At 59.6% G+C, this 19509-nt stretch carries 21 protein-coding genes and 1 riboswitch; of the genes, 15 read left to right on the plus strand and 6 right to left on the minus strand.

Going from position 1 to position 19509, the window contains the following annotated elements; all coding sequences use genetic code 11:
• Positions 1 to 9: 9 nt before the first annotated feature.
• Positions 10 to 480 (minus strand): 23S rRNA (pseudouridine(1915)-N(3))-methyltransferase RlmH, encoded by a 471-nt coding sequence (gene rlmH / locus OE750_RS14505; RefSeq protein WP_263765001.1) that lies wholly within the window; start codon positions 478 to 480, stop codon positions 10 to 12.
• Between the two features lies 1 nt (position 481).
• A complete protein-coding gene (gene rsfS, locus OE750_RS14510) occupies positions 482 to 823 on the minus strand; it encodes a ribosome silencing factor (RefSeq protein WP_263765002.1) in 342 nt (113 codons plus the stop codon).
• A 142-nt stretch (positions 824 to 965) separates the two neighbouring features.
• Here rsfS and OE750_RS14515 point away from each other — a divergent pair, with 142 nt between their 5' ends.
• The 5 genes from OE750_RS14515 to OE750_RS14535 all read left to right on the plus strand — a co-directional run bounded on the left by OE750_RS14515 (position 966) and on the right by OE750_RS14535 (position 5367).
• Positions 966 to 1496: a hypothetical protein gene (locus tag OE750_RS14515; protein ID WP_263765003.1), complete on the plus strand. Its 531-nt coding sequence runs from the start codon at positions 966 to 968 to the stop codon at positions 1494 to 1496.
• 281 nt (positions 1497 to 1777) lie between these two features.
• Positions 1778 to 2650 (plus strand): LysR family transcriptional regulator, encoded by an 873-nt coding sequence (locus OE750_RS14520; protein WP_263765004.1) that lies wholly within the window; start codon positions 1778 to 1780, stop codon positions 2648 to 2650.
• Between the two features lie 183 nt (positions 2651 to 2833).
• Positions 2834 to 3811, plus strand: coding sequence for a DUF1852 domain-containing protein (locus OE750_RS14525; RefSeq protein WP_263765005.1), 978 nt, complete (start codon positions 2834 to 2836; stop codon positions 3809 to 3811).
• Positions 3812 to 3835: 24 nt separating this feature from the next.
• Positions 3836 to 4876 carry a methionine synthase gene (locus tag OE750_RS14530; RefSeq protein WP_263765006.1) on the plus strand — a complete coding sequence of 347 codons (1041 nt, stop codon included), beginning with the start codon at positions 3836 to 3838 and terminating at the stop codon, positions 4874 to 4876.
• A complete protein-coding gene (locus OE750_RS14535) occupies positions 4873 to 5367 on the plus strand; it encodes a flavin reductase family protein (RefSeq protein ID WP_263765007.1) in 495 nt (164 codons plus the stop codon). The genes OE750_RS14530 and OE750_RS14535 overlap by 4 nt, the downstream gene beginning before the upstream one ends.
• A 64-nt stretch (positions 5368 to 5431) precedes the next feature.
• Here OE750_RS14535 and prpB read toward each other — a convergent pair whose 3' ends face one another.
• The 4 genes from prpB to OE750_RS14555 are packed head-to-tail and all read right to left on the minus strand — an operon-like array spanning position 5432 to position 9392.
• The gene (prpB, locus tag OE750_RS14540) at positions 5432 to 6343 is read right to left on the minus strand and encodes a methylisocitrate lyase (RefSeq protein WP_263765008.1); all 912 of its coding nucleotides are present in this window, start codon (positions 6341 to 6343) and stop codon (positions 5432 to 5434) included.
• Between the two features lie 4 nt (positions 6344 to 6347).
• Entirely contained in the window at positions 6348 to 7517 is a 1170-nt protein-coding gene (prpC, locus tag OE750_RS14545) for a 2-methylcitrate synthase (protein ID WP_263765009.1), read from the minus strand.
• Complete coding sequence (locus OE750_RS14550) at positions 7514 to 9028, minus strand: MmgE/PrpD family protein (RefSeq protein ID WP_263765010.1); 1515 nt, start codon at positions 9026 to 9028, stop codon at positions 7514 to 7516. Before OE750_RS14550 ends, prpC begins: the two co-directional genes overlap by 4 nt.
• The gene (locus OE750_RS14555; protein WP_263765011.1) at positions 9015 to 9392 is read right to left on the minus strand and encodes an acyl-CoA thioesterase; all 378 of its coding nucleotides are present in this window, start codon (positions 9390 to 9392) and stop codon (positions 9015 to 9017) included. Before OE750_RS14555 ends, OE750_RS14550 begins: the two co-directional genes overlap by 14 nt.
• Positions 9393 to 9519: 127 nt before the next feature.
• Between OE750_RS14555 and OE750_RS14560 the strand changes: the two genes are divergently transcribed.
• The 10 genes from OE750_RS14560 to OE750_RS14605 all read left to right on the plus strand — a co-directional run bounded on the left by OE750_RS14560 (position 9520) and on the right by OE750_RS14605 (position 19506).
• Positions 9520 to 10914 (plus strand): short-chain fatty acyl-CoA regulator family protein, encoded by a 1395-nt coding sequence (locus OE750_RS14560; protein ID WP_263765012.1) that lies wholly within the window; start codon positions 9520 to 9522, stop codon positions 10912 to 10914.
• A gap of 314 nt (positions 10915 to 11228) precedes the next feature.
• Positions 11229 to 11456: riboswitch (cobalamin riboswitch) on the plus strand.
• A 118-nt stretch (positions 11457 to 11574) separates the two neighbouring features.
• On the plus strand, positions 11575 to 12804 hold the full coding sequence (locus OE750_RS14565) for an aromatic ring-hydroxylating oxygenase subunit alpha (protein WP_263765013.1): 1230 nt from the start codon (positions 11575 to 11577) through the stop codon (positions 12802 to 12804).
• Positions 12805 to 12808: 4 nt separating this feature from the next.
• Positions 12809 to 13885: a hybrid-cluster NAD(P)-dependent oxidoreductase gene (locus OE750_RS14570; protein ID WP_263765014.1), complete on the plus strand. Its 1077-nt coding sequence runs from the start codon at positions 12809 to 12811 to the stop codon at positions 13883 to 13885.
• A gap of 66 nt (positions 13886 to 13951) precedes the next feature.
• Positions 13952 to 14224: a hypothetical protein gene (locus OE750_RS14575; protein ID WP_263765015.1), complete on the plus strand. Its 273-nt coding sequence runs from the start codon at positions 13952 to 13954 to the stop codon at positions 14222 to 14224.
• An 11-nt stretch (positions 14225 to 14235) separates the two neighbouring features.
• Positions 14236 to 15222, plus strand: coding sequence for a hypothetical protein (locus OE750_RS14580; RefSeq protein ID WP_263765016.1), 987 nt, complete (start codon positions 14236 to 14238; stop codon positions 15220 to 15222).
• 31 nt (positions 15223 to 15253) lie between these two features.
• Positions 15254 to 16027, plus strand: coding sequence for a hypothetical protein (locus OE750_RS14585; protein WP_263765017.1), 774 nt, complete (start codon positions 15254 to 15256; stop codon positions 16025 to 16027).
• Between the two features lie 345 nt (positions 16028 to 16372).
• On the plus strand, positions 16373 to 16861 hold the full coding sequence (locus OE750_RS14590) for an Lrp/AsnC family transcriptional regulator (RefSeq protein ID WP_263765018.1): 489 nt from the start codon (positions 16373 to 16375) through the stop codon (positions 16859 to 16861).
• 165 nt (positions 16862 to 17026) lie between these two features.
• Positions 17027 to 18169 (plus strand): glycine cleavage T C-terminal barrel domain-containing protein, encoded by a 1143-nt coding sequence (locus OE750_RS14595; RefSeq protein WP_263765019.1) that lies wholly within the window; start codon positions 17027 to 17029, stop codon positions 18167 to 18169.
• A 75-nt stretch (positions 18170 to 18244) separates the two neighbouring features.
• On the plus strand, positions 18245 to 18694 hold the full coding sequence (locus tag OE750_RS14600) for an OsmC family protein (protein WP_263765020.1): 450 nt from the start codon (positions 18245 to 18247) through the stop codon (positions 18692 to 18694).
• Between the two features lie 11 nt (positions 18695 to 18705).
• Complete coding sequence (locus tag OE750_RS14605; protein WP_263765021.1) at positions 18706 to 19506, plus strand: enoyl-CoA hydratase; 801 nt, start codon at positions 18706 to 18708, stop codon at positions 19504 to 19506.
• The last annotated feature ends 3 nt before the right edge of the window (positions 19507 to 19509 follow it).

Raw genomic sequence — 19509 nt, forward strand, 5'->3', positions numbered from 1 at the left:
CCCGCAGCCTCATTCGCGATGATACGGCGCGCCCGCCAGAATAGAGGCCGCGCGGTAAAGCTGTTCACTCAGCATCACCCGCACAAGCATATGTGGCCAGACCATCTTGCCAAAACTGAGGCTATGCACCGCCTGCGCGCGCAAGCCGGGTGCAATCCCGTCCGCCCCGCCAATCACAAACGCCACATCCTGCGCGCCCGTATCGCGCCAGCCCGCCAAACGCGCGGCAAACTGCACAGAGCTCTCCACTTTCCCGCGCTCGTCCAAACACACCAAAGCGCACCCTTTGGGCAAAGCGCGCTCCAGAAGCACCGCCTCGGCCTCCATGCCGCCGCCTTTTTTGTCCTCAACCTCGATAACAGAAAGGGCGGTCAGCCCAAGCCCCCGCCCCGTGCGCTCGAAACGCTGCACATAATCGTCAATCAGCGCTTTTTCAGGCCCGCTTCGCAAGCGGCCCACGGCGCAGATATGAACACGCATATCAGGCCTTTTCCGCCTCGGGCGTCAGCCACATCTTCTCAAGCTGGTAAAAGTCGCGCACTTCGGGGCGGAACACATGCACGATAATATCGCCTGTATCTACCAACACCCAGTCGCCCGTGTTCTTGCCTTCGATCTTGGAGGTGCGCCCGTGCTCAACCTTGAGCCGCTCCGCAAGCTTCTCCGAAATCGCGCCCACCTGCCGTGACGAGCGGCCGGAGCAAACAACCATATAATCGCCAATAGAAGTCTTTCCGCGCAAGTCAATCTGCACGATATCTTCAGCTTTATCGTCGTCAAGAGATTTGAGAATGATAGCAAGCAGCTCTTCGCTGCTCAGCACTTTGGCCTTTTTCGGGGCCGCATTCGCCGCGCCGTTGGCCGCAACATCGTTAGGTGACAGGACGAAGTCCCTCCTTCTTACGCATCAGTTAGCCCCGATGCCGAGCATGGCTCAAGCGTAACACCCATGATGTAAATGCTCAATGACAGCTTCTCGCACGCGCGAAAATATGCGAACCACGCTTAATCACGCCGCTCTGGAGACTTCAATGCGTTTCGTCATTTCTGTTTGCGCCCTGTTCTACGCCACACCGCTTTTTGCTCAAGATACGATGGCTGTCGCAGCCCCCGCATGGTCCACGGGGCAGGCCGGCGAAGTCTCTTTCGCCCGTGCCACAGGAGAAACAGGCCTCGCCGCAACGCTTGGCTTTCAAAAGGGCCAATCAAGCGCAGAGCTGGTCATCACAGGCGTCTGGCCCACCAAGCCGCTCATCCTCCGCCTCTGGGTCGCCTATGGCAACGGTCGCCGCGTCCCCGTCGATACATACCGCGACGCCGAAATCATCGAAGTGCAAGGAAAACCCGCCTACAAACTCAACCTCACCCGCGCCGCCCTGCGCCCCCTCAAAGGCGGCGACACACTGGTGATCGAAGACCTGACCCGCCGCGCCACGATCCCCCTCACAGGGTCGTCCGCCGCGATCAAGGCCGCTGAGGCGAAGGCAGGGTTATAAGGGGCAGGAAGTAAATTTTTGCTGCGTTCGGCTTCAATGCCTCTTGGAAAACGACCAAGCGGCCGCCGTTGACTGTGCGAACGTGGGGTGTAAAGCCTTGTTGTTATCTATCGGTTTGATAATCTGCGAAAAACTTCGGCGTTCACATCCAAGCGGGACACATTGACCGCATCCCCAACGGGTCTGAACGAAATACTCTGGCAGATTTTGGAGAGCTGCCGTCTTGTCCATGATACTTGGTCTCAGTTAGGATGTGATCGAATGAAGTTCAGTCAAAACTCATGATCGACATCCAGCCCCTTGCCATTTTACGCGAAATCGAACGGACCGGCAGCTTGACCGACGCCGCGGACCGGCTGAACCTGACCCAGTCGGCCGTCAGTCACGCCATCCGCCGCTTCGAGGAGCGCCACGGCGTAAAGCTCTGGGAGCGCGAGGGCCGCAAACTGCGGCTGACGCCGACAGGGGACTATCTGCTTGGACTGGCTGCCCGGGTGTTGCCGCAGCTCGAACACGGCGCCTCGGTGCTGGAGGACTATGCACGCGGGCGGCGCGGTTCGATCCGCGTAGGAATGGAGTGCCATCCCTGTCAGGACTGGCTGATGCGGATAGTCGATCCGTTTCTCGCCGCTTGGCCGGATGTCGATCTCGACGTAACCTCGGCCTTCCAGTTCGGCGGGCTCGCGGCCCTACTGGGGCACGAGATCGATCTGCTCGTCACCCCCGACCCGGTCGAGCGCCCGGGCCTCGAATACAGGCCTGTGTTCAACTACGAGCTGGTTCTGGCGGTTGCCAATGACCACCCGCTTGCCCGGAAACGGCAGGTCACACCCTCCGATATGGCTTGTGAGACGCTCATCACCTATCCCGTCGCGCGTGAAAGGCTGGATATCTACACGCAGTTCCTCGTGCCCGCTCACGCCCTGCCGCGCAGGCATCGCACAGTCGAAACCACCGACCTGATGCTGCGGCTGGTCGCCTCGGGCCGCGCAGTCAGTGCCACGCCCGACTGGCTGCTGCGCAACGTCAAGAGCGTGACAGGCGTGCGCATCGGTTCCGGCATCCCGAAGTCCATCCATCTTGGCTACCGGATGGGGGCATTGCCGAGCTATCTCGAAGGGTTCATGCAGCTGGCGGAAACCGTCGAAGTTTGACGCTTTAGAGGGGGCAGCCGCCCGGTGCCTAGCCTCGCCCAACATGACAGAATGTCATGGCTCTCCGATAAAAAGTCATTTTATTTCATGTTTGTCATGCAGCAAAAGAGGGCATCCCAAAATCGTCAGGCCGCCCGCCTGCCGACACATGCTTCATAAACACTGACAGGAGACCGGACCGCCATGACCGAGCCCTTTGTATTCCAAATCAAGAGCCTTCGGTTCGACGAAACCTACACACCCGAGAGCGGCACACGGCTGACCACGAATTTCGCAAACCTCGCGCTCGGCGTGGATCGCCGGCAAAATCTGGCGAACGCGTTACGCATGATCAACAACCGGTTCAACGATCTGGCCAGTTGGGACAACCCTCAGGCAGATCGCTACGCAGTTGAACTGGATATTGTCTCCGTCGATCTGGACATGGACGGCAGCGGCGAAGCCTTCCCCGCTATCGAAGTGCTTCAGACCACGATCCTCGACCGCAGGACCGGCACCCGCACGCAAGGGCTCGTGGGCAACAATTTTTCGTCTTATGTGCGCGACTATGATTTCAGCGTGGTGCTGCCCGAGCACAACAAGGGGCGCGACAGCTTCAGCCTGCCTGACGATTTCGGCGAGCTGCATGGTAAGATATTCAAGGCCTTTGTTGCCTCGGATGCCTTCAGGGCGCAGTTTCGCAAGCTGCCGGTGATCTGCCTGAGCGTGTCGGAAACCAAGAGCTACGAGCGCACTGCAAACGTCCATCCCGTGCTTGGTGTAGAATATGTCCCGAACAGCGCCTCATTGACCGAGCAATACTTCGGTAAGATGGGCCTACAGGTGCGCTATTTCATGCCGCCGAGAAGCGTTGCGCCACTGGCCTTCTACCATTTCGGTGACCTCTTAAACGACCACTCCAACCTCGAACTAATCGCCACCATCAGCGCGATGGAGGCGTTTCAAAAAATCTACCGCCCAGAGATTTACAACGCAAATTCCGTAGCAGGACAGAGCTACAAACCAAGCCTCAAACACGAGGATTTCTCGCCCACACGCGTGGTCTACGACCGCGAAGAACGCGCGCGTCTGGCGACTGAGCAGGGAAAATTCGCCGAGGAAAACTTCATCAAAACGCACCACGCCCGGCTGACCGAATGGTCCGCCCAATACGCCACCTGACCCAAAGACCAAGGACCCACACCCATGACCAAACTGCTCCCCACCTCCATAGCCGGCAGCCTGCCGAAACCGTCCTGGCTGGCCGAACCCGAAAAACTCTGGTCGCCCTGGAAGCTTGAGGGCGCGGATCTCATTCAAGCCAAACAGGACGCTCTTCGCGTGACATTGGGGGAACAGCGCGGCGCGGGCATCGACATCGTCAGCGATGGCGAACAGACCCGTCAACATTTCGTCACCACCTTCATCGAAGGGCTCGGAGGCGTCGATTTCGAGAAGCGTGAGACGGTGCGCATCCGTGACCGCTACGACGCCAGTGTGCCAACTGTGGTCAGTGCCGTGTCCCGCCCCAGATCGGTCTTTGTCGAGGATGCCAAATTCCTGCGTGCCCAGACCGACGCTCCGATCAAATGGGCGCTGCCCGGGCCGATGACCATGATCGACACGCTTTATGACGCACATTACCGAAGCCGCGAAAAGCTGGCCTGGGAGTTCGCCACGCTCCTGCACGAGGAAGCGAAAGAGCTGGAGGCCGCCGGGGTCGACATCATCCAGTTCGACGAACCGGGCTTCAACGTCTTCTTCGACGAGGTAAACGACTGGGGTATGGCTGCCCTGGAACGCGCCATGGAGGGCCTGAAGTGCCAGAAGGCCGTCCACATCTGCTACGGCTACGGCATCAAGGCGAATACCGACTGGAAGGCGACGCTCGGCTCGGAATGGCGGCAATACGAGATGATCTTCCCGGCCATCCAGAAATCCAACGTGGATCTGGTGTCTCTTGAATGTCAAAACAGCCATGTGCCGATGGAGCTAATCGAACTGATCCGCGGCAAGAAGGTCATGGTCGGCGCCATCGACGTGGCAACCAACCGGGTCGAAACACCCGAAGAGGTCGCTGCCACCCTGCGCAAGGCGCTTGAATTCGTGGATGCGGACAAGCTCTATCCCTGCACCAACTGCGGGATGACACCCCTGTCGCGTCAGGTCGCGCGCGGCAAACTCGAGGCATTGAGCGCGGGGGCCGAGATCATTCGTCGTGAGCTGGGAGCCCTCGCAGCGCTATGACGGTCGGCACCGCAGATATCGACCCCAAGGCCCTGCGCGACTGCTGCGGCCGTTTCGCCACTGGCGTGACAGTCGTCACCACCCGCACACCCGAGGGCGATCACGGCATGACCCTCAGCGCCTTTATGTCGGTCTCGCTCGACCCGCCACTGGTCTGCATTTCAGTAGCGCGCGGCGCAAATATGCTGCCGAAGCTGCGCACGTCGGGGCGTTACGCGGTCAGTATCCTGAAGGAGAACATGCGCGCCCATGCGCAGCACTTCGCCGGACGGCACGACACGGCGCTCCGCGACCTTTTCGAGGACCGCGCGGGTCTGCCCGTCCTGCGCGGTGCGGCCGCGGTACTGGTGACGGATGTGGCCCAAACGGTCGAAGCAGGGGACCATGTGCTGCTGCTCGGCGCAGTCCGGCACCTCGAGTACAGGCCCGTAGCCCGGCCACTGCTGCATCACGCCGGACACTTCGGCGGCGTCATTGCCCACGCTGCCTGAGTCCTACATAAGTAAACCTCGGAACCCGCCATGGCGCAGGCTCCGAGGTCATATTTTTTGCCGATCAGACGGTTTCCGGCGCGACCGAGGCAACGATGTTCTGGTCCAGCGCCTCGAAGGCGCCCAGACCGATGGTGTCGTAGAGCTCCTTTCTCGTCTGCATCTCGGGGAGCATCGCGGTGGTGGCCCCGTCACGAGCGAGCGCGGCATACAGCCGTTCCTGCGCCTTGTTCGCCACCCGTAGGGACGACACGGGCCAGATCACCATGTTATAGCCAAGCTCCTCGAACTCCTGTGCGGTCAGCCCAGGCGTGCGGCCGAATTCGGTCATATTCGCGAGCAGCTTAACGCCTGGCAGCGCCGCGCGCATCTCGCGGAACATCTCGACACTGGTCAGCGCCTCGGGGAAGATCGCGTCGGCGCCGGCCTCGACGTAGAGCTTTGCCCGTGCAACCGCCCCTTCGATCCCCTCGGAGGCGGCAGCATCGGTCCGTGCGATCACCACCAGATCGCGCGCGGCTCTGGCAGCGGCGACGACCTTGGCCGCCATGTCCTGCGGCGCGACCAACCGCTTGTCGTTCAGGTGCCCGCACTTCTTGGGCAGGAACTGGTCTTCCAGGTGGACAGCCCCGGCACCCGCGTCCTCGAAACTGCGAACCATGTGCATAACATTGAGCGCCTCGCCATAGCCCGTGTCGCCATCCACCAACAAGGGCAAACCCGAGGCGCGGGTGATCTGGCGGACGAAGAAACACACCTCCTCCACCGTGATGATGCCAAGATCCGGCTGCCCCATGGAGGCGGTCATCGCCGCGCCCGAGAGGTAGAGCCCATCAAACCCGGCCGCCCTGGCCTGCAAGGCCGCATGTCCGTTGTGGGCACCGGGCAGGCGCAGGATGCCGGGCCGCTCCAACAGGGCGCGGAACCGGCGGCCCGCACTCTGGGTCGGGAGGTCGTCTGCGATCAGATAGGTCATGCACTCACTCCGCCGCTGCCGAAAGGGTGAACCCGCGTTTGCCGATCGGAACAAAGGCCCGGTTCTCGGGGCCGGTGTAATTGGCCGATGGGCGGATGATCTTGTTGTCCTGCCGCTGTTCAATCACATGCGCTCCCCAACCGGCGGTGCGCGCAATCACGAAGATCGGCGTGAACATGGCCGTCGGTATGCCCAGCAGATGGTAGGAGACAGCGGAATACCAATCGAGGTTCGGGAACATCTTCTTGGCATCCATCATGACCGCTGCGATGCGTTCAGCGATGGTGAACATCTTCATCGACCCGGCCTCTTGCGAGAGCTGTTTCGCAACCCGCTTGATGACCGCGTTCCGCGGGTCCGAGATCGTATAGACCGGGTGGCCAAAGCCGATGATCACCTCTTTCGCGGCGATGCGGGCACGAATGTCCTCTTCGGCCGTATTGGGGTCAGCATAGCGGCGCTGGATTTCAAAGGCGGCTTCATTGGCACCGCCGTGCTTGGGGCCGCGTAGGGCGCCGATAGCCCCCGTGATGGCTGAATAGACATCTGACCCGGTGCCCGCAATGGACCGCGCGGTGAAGGTCGAGGCGTTGAACTCATGCTCGGCATAAAGGTTCAACGTTGTATCCATAGCCCGGACCTGCGCTTGGGTGGGGACATGGCCGTGTAACAGATGCAGGAAGTGGCCGGCGATGCTGTCATCCTCCGTCTCAACCTCGATCCTTCGTCCTTTCTGGGTGAAGTGATACCAGTAAAGCAGAATCGACCCCTGCACCGCGATCAGCCGGTCGGTGATGTCGCGCGCACCGGGCGTGTTGTGATCGGCGGCTTCGGGAAGCGCGCAACCAAGCGCCGAAACACCCGAGCGCAACACATCCATCGGATGCGCCGCCGCCGGAATCGCTTCCAGCGTGTCACGCACTGCTTTGGGCAGGCCGCGCAGCTTGCGCAGATGGGCCTTGTAGGTGACCAGTTCGGCCTCGGACGGCAGATGCCCATGAATCAGCAGATGCGCGACTTCTTCAAAGGTGCAGGCCTCGGCCAGATCGAGGATGTCATAACCGCGGTAGTGCAAGTCATTGCCGCTTTGCCCGACCGAACACAGCGCTGTATTACCCGCCATGATGCCCGAAAGCGCCACGGATTTTTTCGGTTTTCTAACGTCTCCGCTCATGATTTCCTCCCGTCAAAGATGCCATTTGGACGCGGCGCGCCGAGCTTGTCGGCATCGACCACAAAGTTGAGTTGATCCAGCGCGCCCGCATCGAGGTCGGCCAGACCTTCGGCCACATCGAGAAAGCGCTGTTGCTCGGAGGCACTGAGCACGCCCTCCGACAGGGTCAGGAACTTGCGCACGTAATGCGCCCGCTCAAAGGGGCGCGCACCATCAGGATGGGCGTCGGCCAGCGCCAGTTCATCGACGATCTTCGATCCGTCCTCCAGCGTGATGGTCACGCGCCCCCCGAATGCCTTTTCCTTTGGATTGCGGGCATGATAGCGGCGCGTCCACTCGGGGTCCTCGGCGGTCGATATCTTGTGCCAGAGCGCAACCGTCTGGGGCCGCTGTGCGCGTTCGGGCGCATAGCTTTTCTCGTGATGCCAGCCGCCATCTTCCAGCGCGACCGCGAAGATATACATGATCGAATGGTCCAGCGTCTCGCGGCTGGCCTTGGGGTCCATCTTCTGCGGATCGTTCGCACCGGTGCCGATGACGTAATGGGTGTGATGCGAGGTCTCGATCAGAATCGAGGTGACTTTGGACAGATCCTCCACCTTCCGACGCATCTGCCGCGCCAGATCAATCAGCGCCTGGGACTGGTATTCCCCCGAATGCTCCTTGGTGTAGGTGTCGAGGATGGCACGCTTGGCCTCTCCCTTTTCGGGCAAGGGCACGCGATAGACGGCCTCCGGCCCGGACAGAAGCCAGGCAATGAACCCGTCCTCGCCTTCCCACGCCGGGCTCGGCGCGCCCTCACCACGCATCACGCGATCCACCGCCTCGATCGCCATTTTGCCGGCGAAGGCCGGGGCAAAGGCTTTCCAGCTGGAAATCTCGCCCTTGCGGGACTGACGCGTCGTCGTGGTGACATGCAACGCCTGCTGAACAGCCTGATAGATCACCTCGACCGGCAGGTTCAGCAGCGTGCCGATCCCGGCAGCGGCCGACGGCCCGAGATGCGCGATATGGTCGATCTTGTGCTCATGCAGGCAGATGCCTTTCACCAGATTGACCTGAATCTCATAGCCCGTCGCCAGACCCCGGATCAGCTCCGCGCCCGACAGGCCGAGATGCTGGGCAACGGCGAGGATCGGCGGGATGTTGTCACCCGGATGCGAATAGTCGGCAGCAAGGAAGGTGTCGTGGAAATCAAGCTCGCGCACCGCCGTGCCGTTGGCGTAGGCCGCCCATTCGGGGCTGACCCGCGTGGTTTTCATGCCAAAGACAGTCGCGCCGGGTGACATAGGATGGCACAGGGCCTGCGCCCGCGCCGAGGCAACCGGACGACGCGCCACGGAGGCCGCGGCGACGGCGGCATTATCGATGATCCGGTTGATGATCATCCCGGTCACGGCAGGCTCGACAGCAACCGGATCAGCCGCAACCTCGGCGATTTTCCAGGCAAGTTGCTCTTCGCGAGCCAGGTGTTCGGCGGATTTGTAGGTCCGCACCTCATGCGTTTTCATGTCTTGTCTTCCTTTGTGTTTCCAGCATCGCGCGGGGTCGGCCCGCATCGTCCACCGCAACCATCACGAAGCGCCCCGTGAGCACGCCGGTGCCTGCCACGGTCCCGGTGACCTCGACGGTCAGGGACGACTGGCCGGTGGAGATGACCTCGGCTGTCAGCTCGAGCAGCGCGCCAACGGCCACAGGAGCGGTGAACTCCACATGCTCGACGGCCGCCATCACCACTGCGCCGCCAACCTGCCTGAAGGCTGCCGCAAAGGCCGCTTTGGCAAGAATGCCAAGCGCATGGCCCCCGAACAGGGTGCCATAGTGATTGGCGCGCTCGGGCAGGATCAGTTCGCTGGTGGTGATCGGGTGGGTCATTAGAGTCCGCTTCGCAACATTCGCAAAGACAGCTTTTCACAAGACGCACGGTCATCTAAACTACTGAATATGAATATTTTAGCGAAGACTGCACTTGCGAATTGCGAAGATTGCGAAGGGTGACACCATGAAGAAGCCATATATGGGAGTGCGGTTGAAGCGCCTGCGCGAGGAACGCGGAATGAGCCAGGCGGCTCTTGCCCGCAGCCTTGAGTTGAGCCCCAGCTACCTCAACCAGATGGAGCGCAACCAGAGGCCGCTGACGGTCCCGGTGCTCTTGCGGTTGAACGCGGTTTTCGGTCTCGATGTTCAGCTCTTCTCCGAGGCCGAGGAGGCGCGGCTGATCCCCGATTTACGCGCAGCCCTTGCCGATCAGGGGGTGAGAGCCTCGATGGCCGAGATGCGCGAGATCACCTCTAACATGCCCGGCGTGGCACGGGCCATCATCGACATGCAGACCCGCCTGCGCGAAACGGCGGAACAGGTGGACGTCATGGCCGGACATCTGACAGGCGCTGTGTCGGGCGAGCCTGCCCCCTTCGAGGCGGTGCGAGACTATTTCTACAACAATCGCAACTATATCTCCGCGCTGGACGAGGCCGCCGAGGCGCTTGGCCTGAGCGTCCGGCCCGGTCGTATGGCCGAAGGGCTGACGGACCGGCTGGCGGGACGGCACGGCATCCGCGTCGCGACAGAGGATGACGCGTCGGCGCTGCGCCGGTTCGATCCTCAGGCGGGGATGCTGATCCTGTCGTCGCGCCTGACCTCGGGACAACGGGCCTTTCAGATGGCCACGCAGTTGGGTTTTCTGGAACAGGGCAACCTGATCGAGCAACTGGCGCGTGATGCCGAAATGGCAAGCGATGACGCTCGTGCCCTTCTACAGATCGGTCTTGCGAACTATTTCGCCGGTGCCGTGATCCTGCCCTACGGTGCCTTTCTCGAAGCGGCCGAGACAGAAGGGTATGACATCGAACGTCTGGCGCATCGCTTTGGTGTCGGATTCGAGACGACCTGCCACCGCCTGTCCACCCTCCAACGGCCCGAAGCGCGCGGCGTTCCTTTTTTCTTCATTCGTGTGGACCGGGCGGGCAACATCTCGAAACGACAATCAGCCACGGATTTCCACTTTTCGCGGATCGGCGGATCCTGCCCTCTGTGGAACGTCTATGAGGCGTTCGCGCGCCCCGGAGAGGTACTGACCCAAGTCGCCCAGATGCCCGACGGGCGCAGCTATCTCTGGGTGGCGCGGACGGTCAGCCATGGCTCGGGGGGCTACGGCGCACCGGTCAAACGGTTCGCGGTCGCGCTTGGCTGCGACCTCGTGCATGCCGAACGACTGGTCTATTCACGCGGGCTGGATCTCAGGAACCCGGATTTGGCGACACCGATCGGCGCGGGCTGCAAGATCTGCGACCGCCGCGCCTGTCCGCAACGGGCCTTCCCGATGACGGGGAGGCCCGTACTACCGGACCCCAAGCTGTCGCGCCTCGCCCCCTATTCAAGCAAAGAAGCCGGTTGAAACCTGGCTGACCCATCCGCGGGTATATACTATCGGAGGACACCCGGAGGAGGTGCTCCGCCTAGCAACCGCGCCCGGCAATCTGGCCTTGTCCTCCGCTCCGGTCGGCGCCGTGAAGGGATATCGCTGCGGAGATGGTCGAAAGGCAGGTCAATATCAAATGCTGAAGCCGGGTTATTTTTGGGCGTTCATTGAGAACGATGAGGCAACCATCAGGCCCATTCATAACTCGCCAATTCCGCGCCCGATCAGACCGGTTTTCGCGATCACATCATTCAAGGTCGCTTTCGGGGCAGTCGGGGCACATCGCCGGACCTAATTAGAAGAAGCAAGGTGCCGCCCTCGGCGAATCGCAATGCGCGGTCAAAGAGGCGGAGAATTGGGAAGCCGGTGAGAGTCCGGCACTGCCCCCGCAACGGTAATGGCGTTGCAAGGGACGCAACGAAGACCACTGGGGTGGAGGATCCCCGGGAAGGTGTTGCGCCTTGGCCCAGACGGGCCGCGCCAAAGTCCGGAAACCAGCCTTTGCACTACGTCAAACCGCGGGTGGCGGTGCGGGTGCGGATATCCGGGTGGCTCCTCCAATGCCGGCCCTCTTGTCTGTTGCTCGTATTGCCTTCTCGCACCAACAAGGCCGCGGGGCGCGGCAGGAGGCCAGATATGAATACCCCACCGATCAGCGAGTTGCTGGCGCGGCGCAAGCCGGACCATGCACTGGAACAGGCATTCTACAACGATCCGGAGATCTTCCGGATGGACATGGAAATGATCTTTTATCGCGACTGGCTGTTTGTAGCGCCGGCCTGCGATCTGCCCAAACCCGGAAGTTACATCACGCATCAGATTGGTGACTACGGAATAATCATTGTGCGCGGCCACGATGGGGAGATCCGGGCCTTTCACAATTCCTGCCGCCATCGCGGTTCGGTTCTGTGCAAGGCCTCGAAAGGCACGAACCCCAAGATCGTGTGTCCGTATCATCAATGGACCTATGAACTTGACGGGCAGCTACTCTGGGCGCGGGATATGGGAGACGATTTCGACGCCAGCCAGCATGGGCTGAAAACGGTACATTGCCGCGAGCTTGCAGGGCTGCTCTACATCTGCCTTGCCACGGTTGCGCCGGATTTCGACACCTTTGCAGAAACCGCTGCACCCTACCTCGCAGTGCATGACCTGAGCGATGCCAAGGTCGCACATGAGACAACCATTGTCGAAAACGGTAACTGGAAACTTGTCTGGGAGAACAACCGCGAGTGCTATCATTGCGGGGGCAACCACCCCGGGCTGTGCCGGTCTTTCACGGATGATCCGACCGTGACAGGGATCGAGGAAGGCGTCAGCCCGCCGCATCTTCAGGCGCATTTCGACAGGCTGGAGGCGCAGGGCTATCCCTCGCAGTTCCGTATGTCGGAGGACATGCAATATCGCCTCGCGCGGATGCCCTTGTTGCCAGGGGCCAAGAGTTTCACCATGGACCTGCAACCGGCTTCGTCCAAGTGGCTTGGCCGGGTCAAGGACGATTCAGCGGGCACGCTGCTCAAGTATCACTACCCGACGACCTGGAACCACTTCCTGCCGGATCATTCCATCGTCTTCCGGGTGACTCCGCTGACACCGCAGACCACCGAGGTCACGACGAAGTGGCTGGTGCACAAAGATTCGGTCGAGGGCGTAGATTACGACATCAAACGCCTGACAGAGGTCTGGATCGCCACCAATGACGAAGACCGGCAGGTGGTCGAAGACAATCAGAAAGGTATCAATTCCCCGGCCTATGAACCCGGGCCCTATTCTCCAATCCATGAGACCGGCGTAATGGGCTTTGTCGACTGGTATTGCAACACGATGACACGGCGGCTCGACCCCGTCGCCGTTGCGGCGGAGTAGGATCATGAACAACATGTCCACCATTCCGGCCCGCGCAATCTGGTCGGATGAAGAGATGCTGGAATGCGTCTCAATCATCCCCGAGGTGCCCAACACCGCGACATTCACCTTCCGTGCGCCTTCCGGTGCGCTGTTTGACTTTCTGCCGGGGCAGTTCCTGACACTGGAGATTCCTGCGCCGGGCGGCCCCGTGCACCGGACCTACACGATCTCCTCCTCGCCGTCGCGGCCAAGGTCGATCTCGATCACGGCCAAGGCGCAGAAGGACAGTATCGGCACCCGATGGATGCTTGACAACCTGGCCCCGGGGGTTCGGATCAAGGCGTTGGGGCCCGCAGGGCTTTTTTCCCACCTGAACCACGAAGCGGGGAAGTACCTGTTCATCTCTGCCGGATCCGGCATCACGCCGATGATGTCGATGAGCACCTTCATGTTCGATCTTGGGAACGAGCCAGATATCGTCTTCGTCAACTGCGCCCGCAGGCCGAGCGAGATCATTTTCCGCGAGCGGTTGGAGCATATGGCCTCGCGCGTTCCGGGGATCGACCTGAAATGGGTGGTGGAGACCCCGGACCGCTACGCACCGTGGACCGGTTTTCAGGGACAGTTCAACCAGTTGATGCTGGGCCTGATGGCGCCCGATTACCTCGAGCGCGAAGTGTTTTGCTGTGGCCCCGAGCCCTTCATGCAGGCGGTCCGAGACGCTTTGCAAGGCTTGAACTACGACATGGACCGTTATCATCAGGAGAGCTTTCATGCCCCCGTATCGACAGAGGCGCAGGCACCCGTACTTGACGATGTGGTCCCGGACGAGGACACGCGGGCCGAGGTCACATTCTCTGCCTCGGGCGTAACAGCCAAGATTACCGAGACCGAAACCATTCTCGCAGGGGCCAAAGCCAACGGGCTCAACATCCCATCCGGCTGCACCTTCGGCGTCTGCGGGACATGCAAGATCCGCAAAACAGAAGGCGAAGTCCACATGGTCCACAACGGTGGAATTTCCGAGGACGATATCGCAGCGGGCTATATCCTCGCGTGCTGTTCACACCCTATTGGTAAGGTGTCGGTCGATGTGTGAAGCGCCAGATCCAACCCTGTCTGCGGTCTCTTTGCCACACGGGCCCGAAGAAAAAGACCAGACAGGATGGCCATCCTCGATGGCGGCATGGGCCGGGAGTCGATTGCTTGCAGCCAACGACTGCCAACACCACTATGTTCAAGCAGGGTCATGCAGAACACCCCAAACCTGATGCGCGCGGTGCATGATGACGTCTTTAGCGCCGGATCAATTGGCCGCTCGGCCACGAAACGAAAGGCCGGTCAGGGTGGTTACCGCAAACTCAGTGCCTTATGGCTAGACTTTGATATCAAACCTGACCACCATCTAACGGCAATCGCACATAAGCGTACCGAATAGGATGGGTGAGAATGAATTTTGGTGTGTACATTCTATTTGCAGGCACCCTTTTGGCTGTAGAAGCGCAAGCAGGATGTCCACAAGGACAAGAAGCCTTCACCTCATGCCAAATTAAAGGCCGCAACACGGAAGTCTTCGTGTGCTTCGACGATCAGATTGCAACCTATACCTACGGGCCGATTGGCGGTGCCGCTGAACTACATATCTCAGAAGCCATCGAGCGCGTAGACTTCGTGCCTTGGTCGGGGGTGGGCGTGTCGATCCACGAAAGCGTCACTTTTTTCAGCGGAGACTACGCATATAATGTTGGCGGCGGTTTTGATCGTCCGTTTTCCGAAGAAGATATGCAGCGTGAACTGAGGCGTTTCGGATGGATCGAGGTAACAGAAAACGGTGAACATGCCGCCGGCCTTGAGTGTATTCCTTACACAGTGAGCTACGGCTTTGGCGGCGGGATCTATGACCTCAAAGTGGCCGCGGGCCAAACGTGGGATCCCTATTCTTTCACCTGGGTTTCCGATCTCATTCAGCCGACAGTCACCTCGACGCTGCAGAAAAGTTCCCACGACAACATCATCGAGTATTGCCTGCCTACGACCGAGTTTAGCCTTGGGGGCGTGCGTATGGGCGATCCACTGAGCGCGCTTGGGAAGCTTGGGTCACCAGAGACCATTGAAGACCCCGACGGGCGCGGCGAAGCGATTGATCGCATGACACTTGTCGGCATGAATCTCGATATTTTTCAAGATGCCGTTGTTGCCATGTCCACCACATCGCCCGATTGGGAGATGCCTTCAGGCCTGAGAGTTGGGCTGACGCGCGGCGAAGTGATCCGCCTCTTGGGTCGGGTGCCAGACGGGTATACCGCCACATCGCAAACCTTCACGTCTTACGTCTGCTCGGAAAAACCGGTTCCTGATCCCGAATGGACGATGGTGATCGAATTCGGACAAGATAAGCGGGTGGAGCGTATCTATTTTGTGAGCCTGTCGTATTAGCAAATTGCCAGCCGATCGAGGACGTGGGCTTGTGATTAAACTCCGCTTAAGAGAACGATCTCGAACATTTGCAAAGGTCAGCTTTTCAGGAGGCAGGTATGGGAGAAAGGACACTTTGAAAATTTTACCCTCCTTCCTTATCCTCATCTTTTGGATCAGTAGCTGGTTTCCAACCTCGCTAGATAGAGGCGCCATATTTGTGGCCGTGTTCTGCATCATCGGTTTGATGGCGGCACATTTGAGCGCGAAACCTCAGAACAAACACGCCAGACCCTCAAAGACGACTGCGGCTCTCGCTGCCGCCCTCCTTATCATTGGCGCGCTCCTCGCGTTGATGACATGGGCAGAAGGCACGTCTGCAAACGCTGCAATCCTACTCTTCTATGTGTTGGGTGTTGCGGGGTATCTCTTGCTGGTCAGAGCGATTCTATCGCACAAACAAACCTCGCCTGGGTATCGCCGCACAGGAGGCTTGGCTCTTTGCCTTTTGGCGAGTTGGTCCTGGGCCTCAGCGATTGGCATGTATTCCCATCGCGGCGCGGAAAAACAGGCCAGCCATGCTTGTATTCTTGTGCCCAACCCGAGTGAATACGATAGAAAACTAAACTCCATATGGGAAATGCGTCTGCCCCACATTGGATCCCGGAGAACAAGTCCAAGCGGCAGCTACGTTTGGGAGTATCATGCCATCCTTGTCGCGCAAGTTGACCGCCGAACCGAACTCTACAACTGGTCAAAAAAATGGATACGCTTCGAACGCCTTGATCCTGCGCGCAATCCGTATCTACCGACAAATTGCCCATAGGATTGCCCGGTTCAGGTGACGTGTCACCGACATGCAGGGAGACAAATTCGGCTGGAACCGGTCATTCGCTGCGCCTGCGCCAACGGCTGCTATGCGGGACGGTTTGCTTCAAATGATGCGCTAAAATTCCTATCGCTGCGTAGATCATTGTCATGTTCTAGCGCCTCGATTTGGGTCGGAGGTGTGTTGGCCTGAGCCGTAACAATGGCAACATTGGCGTGCTTAGGAGAGAAAAGGACGGAAAACGAGATGCATTCTTATGCACACACCGTCTAAATGACTCCATCTTCCACCTATCGGGGTTCGTTAAGTCTATACCTCGCACTCACACGGAAACATCGTCTCATGAAAAAAATCAGCCTTGATGCAACAGATATACGCATACTGAGCGCTGTTCAGCAGTATGGGCAACTGAGCAAAACCAAATTGGCCGAACTGGTGAACCTGTCGCCAACACCTTGCTGGGCGCGACTTGATCGCCTGAAGGCTGGTGGATACATTCGCGGGTATCACGCAACGCTGGCGTTAGAGCGCATTGTCGATTTCACCCAAGTCGTCGTGACAGTCTCACTCACCCATCATCGCAAAGCCGATTTCGAACGCTTCGAAGCCTATATTCAGGGATTGGATGAGGTGACAGACTGCGTCGCGACGGGTGGTGGGATGGATTACGTCATGAAGACAGCAACGCCAAGCTTGGCCGCGTTTCAGGCGATGATGGAAGAGATGCTGTCGGCCGATCTGCAAATCGACCGCTACATGACTTACATCGCAACTCGGCAGGTCAAGACGAGTCGGCCAAATCTGGCAAAACTTGTCGCAAACAGATCATGAAAAACGAGCGCAGCCTGAACAGTCTGAAATCCGCTCATTTATCAGGCCGTTCAGCCTGTGAGCACGTTTTTTTAAGTCCAGTATCTCCAAGTTATTCGCTCTAGATCACTAACAGGTTTTACCACTCCACTGGCCTGTCAGGCCACCTGCTATGAGGGCGAAAACATGACACAATCAGACGACTTTGGCTTCGGCACACAAATCCGCAAATCTCCCTATTTCGATGCAACCGTACGTTGGGGTGCCAAGGGGTTCTCTGTTTACAACCACATGTATATTCCGCGGGATTTCGGCGATCCCGAGCAGAACTTCTGGAACCTCGTGAACGAGGCGATCCTGTGTGATGTGGCCGTCGAGCGCCAAGTTGAAGTCACCGGGCCGGATGCAGCCAGGTTCGTTCAAATGCTGACGCCACGCGATCTTTCAAAGATGGCGGTGGGTCAGTGCAAATACATCCTGATCACCAATGCCGACGGCGGCATCCTCAATGACCCGATCCTACTGCGTCTTGCCGAAAACCACTTCTGGATATCGCTGGCCGACAGCGACATCCTGCTCTGGGCGCAGGGCGTGGCCGTGCATTCGGGCATGGACGTGCAGATTGGCGAGCCTGATGTCTCTCCGCTTCAGCTTCAGGGGCCAAACTCGGGTCTCATCATGCAAGAACTCTTTGGCGAAGACATCATGGACCTCAAGTATTACTGGCTGCGCGAATTGGAGCTTGACGGTATCCCGCTGATCGTGTCCCGCACGGGCTGGTCGAGCGAATTGGGCTACGAGCTTTACCTGCGCGACGGGTCGAAAGGCGACCTTCTTTGGGAGCGTATCATGGCCGCGGGCATGCAATACGGCCTTAAGCCGGGGCACACCTCTTCGATCCGCAGAATTGAAGGCGGCATGCTCTCCTATCACGCCGACGCTGACATCCACACCAACCCCTTTGAGCTTGGCTTCGACCGTCTTGTGAACCTCGAAATGGATGCCGATTTCATCGGTAAGGCCGCGCTGCGCCGCATCAAGGAAGAAGGCCCCAAGCGTAAGCAGATCGGCCTCGTGATCGACTGCAACCCCCTCACAGGCCCGAACACGACTTTCTGGGAGATCAACTTCAGCGGCGAATTGATCGGCAAGGTGACATCGGCGGTCTACTCTCCGCGCCTTGAGCAAAACATCGCGCTAGCGATGGTCGACGCGGAGCATGCCAACATCGGTGCCGTGGTGGAGGTCGTGACCAAGTCCGGCCCGACACGCGCAACAATCGTGGAACGCCCCTTCTACGATCCAAAGAAAAAGATCGCCGCCGCCTGAAACCAGCACGTCTTCCCGGCGCGCGTGTCCCGAAGCGCGCGCCATCGTCTTCTTGCAAAACCAGAAAGTTCAAACATGTCCGATCTTGCGATCGAGCTGCATTGGCAGCGCGCAGAACCTGCACTGACCGCAGGCAAGTATTCCAACGAGCACACCGTCCAATATAATAGCAGTTTTGATGTTCAGGTCGATTCCGCCCCCGACTGGGGCGGCGATCCGTCGAACACGAATCCCGAACAAGCGCTGGCCTCCGCGCTCTCCAGCTGCCACATGATGACGTTCCTTGCCCTCGCAGCCAAGGCGGAATGGCCCGTGGCGAGCTACCATGACTACGCAGAGGCGCATCTGGGCAAAAACGCGAAAGGGCAAATGTCGGTTACGCGGATTGATCTCAACCCTGTCGTACGCTTTGACACCGGATTCTCCGTGGATGATGCGGAGATGGCCCGTATGCAGGACCGCGCACACCGCTATTGCTTCATCGCCAATACGTTGGCTGACAGTGTTGAGATCAACATCCGCTAAAGGACCGCCCCATGACTGCGACAGACATTCTCCTCTCCGATCTGGACCATGATGGCGTCCTGCGCCTCACCCTCAATGATGTGGCCCGCCGCAATGCGCTTTCCGAAGCCATGCTGGGCGCTTTGAGCACCACCATTGCCGAAGCCGGGCAGAACCCGGCGGTGCGCGTTGTCATCCTCGCTGCCAACGGCCCGGCCTTTTGTGCAGGTCACGACCTCAAGGAAATGACAGCAGGCCGCGCGGGCGCCGACGGCGGCAAGTCCTATTTCGCCAAGGTCATGGCCATGTGCTCGGGCGTGATGCAAGGAATCGTCAACTGCCCCAAGCCCGTCATCGCCGAGGTCACGGGCATTGCGACAGCGGCGGGCTGTCAGCTTGTGGCCAGTTGCGATCTGGCCATCGCGGCAGACACAGCCAAGTTCAGCACGCCCGGCGTTCACATCGGCCTCTTCTGCTCGACTCCCATGGTCGCCCTGTCGCGCAATGTCTCGGCCAAGCACGCGATGGAAATGCTCCTGACCGGCGAAATGACGCCCGCTGCCCGCGCGGCCGAGATGGGCCTCATTAATCGCGCCGTTCCCGAAGACATGCTGCGAGAGACCACGCTGGAAATGGCCCGCAAGATTGTCTCCAAGTCGTCGATGGTGCTGGCAACGGGCAAGCGCGCCTTCTATACACAGCGCGAAATGACGCTTTCGGAGGCCTATGACTATGCCTCCCGGGTGATGGTCGAAAACATGCTCGCACGCGACGCGGTAGAAGGCATCAGCGCCTTCATCGAAAAGCGCGCGCCTGAATGGCAGGACGCATAAGTG

Origin of the sequence: Lentibacter sp. XHP0401 (assembly GCF_025751535.1) — a bacterium.
In the GTDB taxonomy this organism is placed as follows: domain Bacteria; phylum Pseudomonadota; class Alphaproteobacteria; order Rhodobacterales; family Rhodobacteraceae; genus Lentibacter.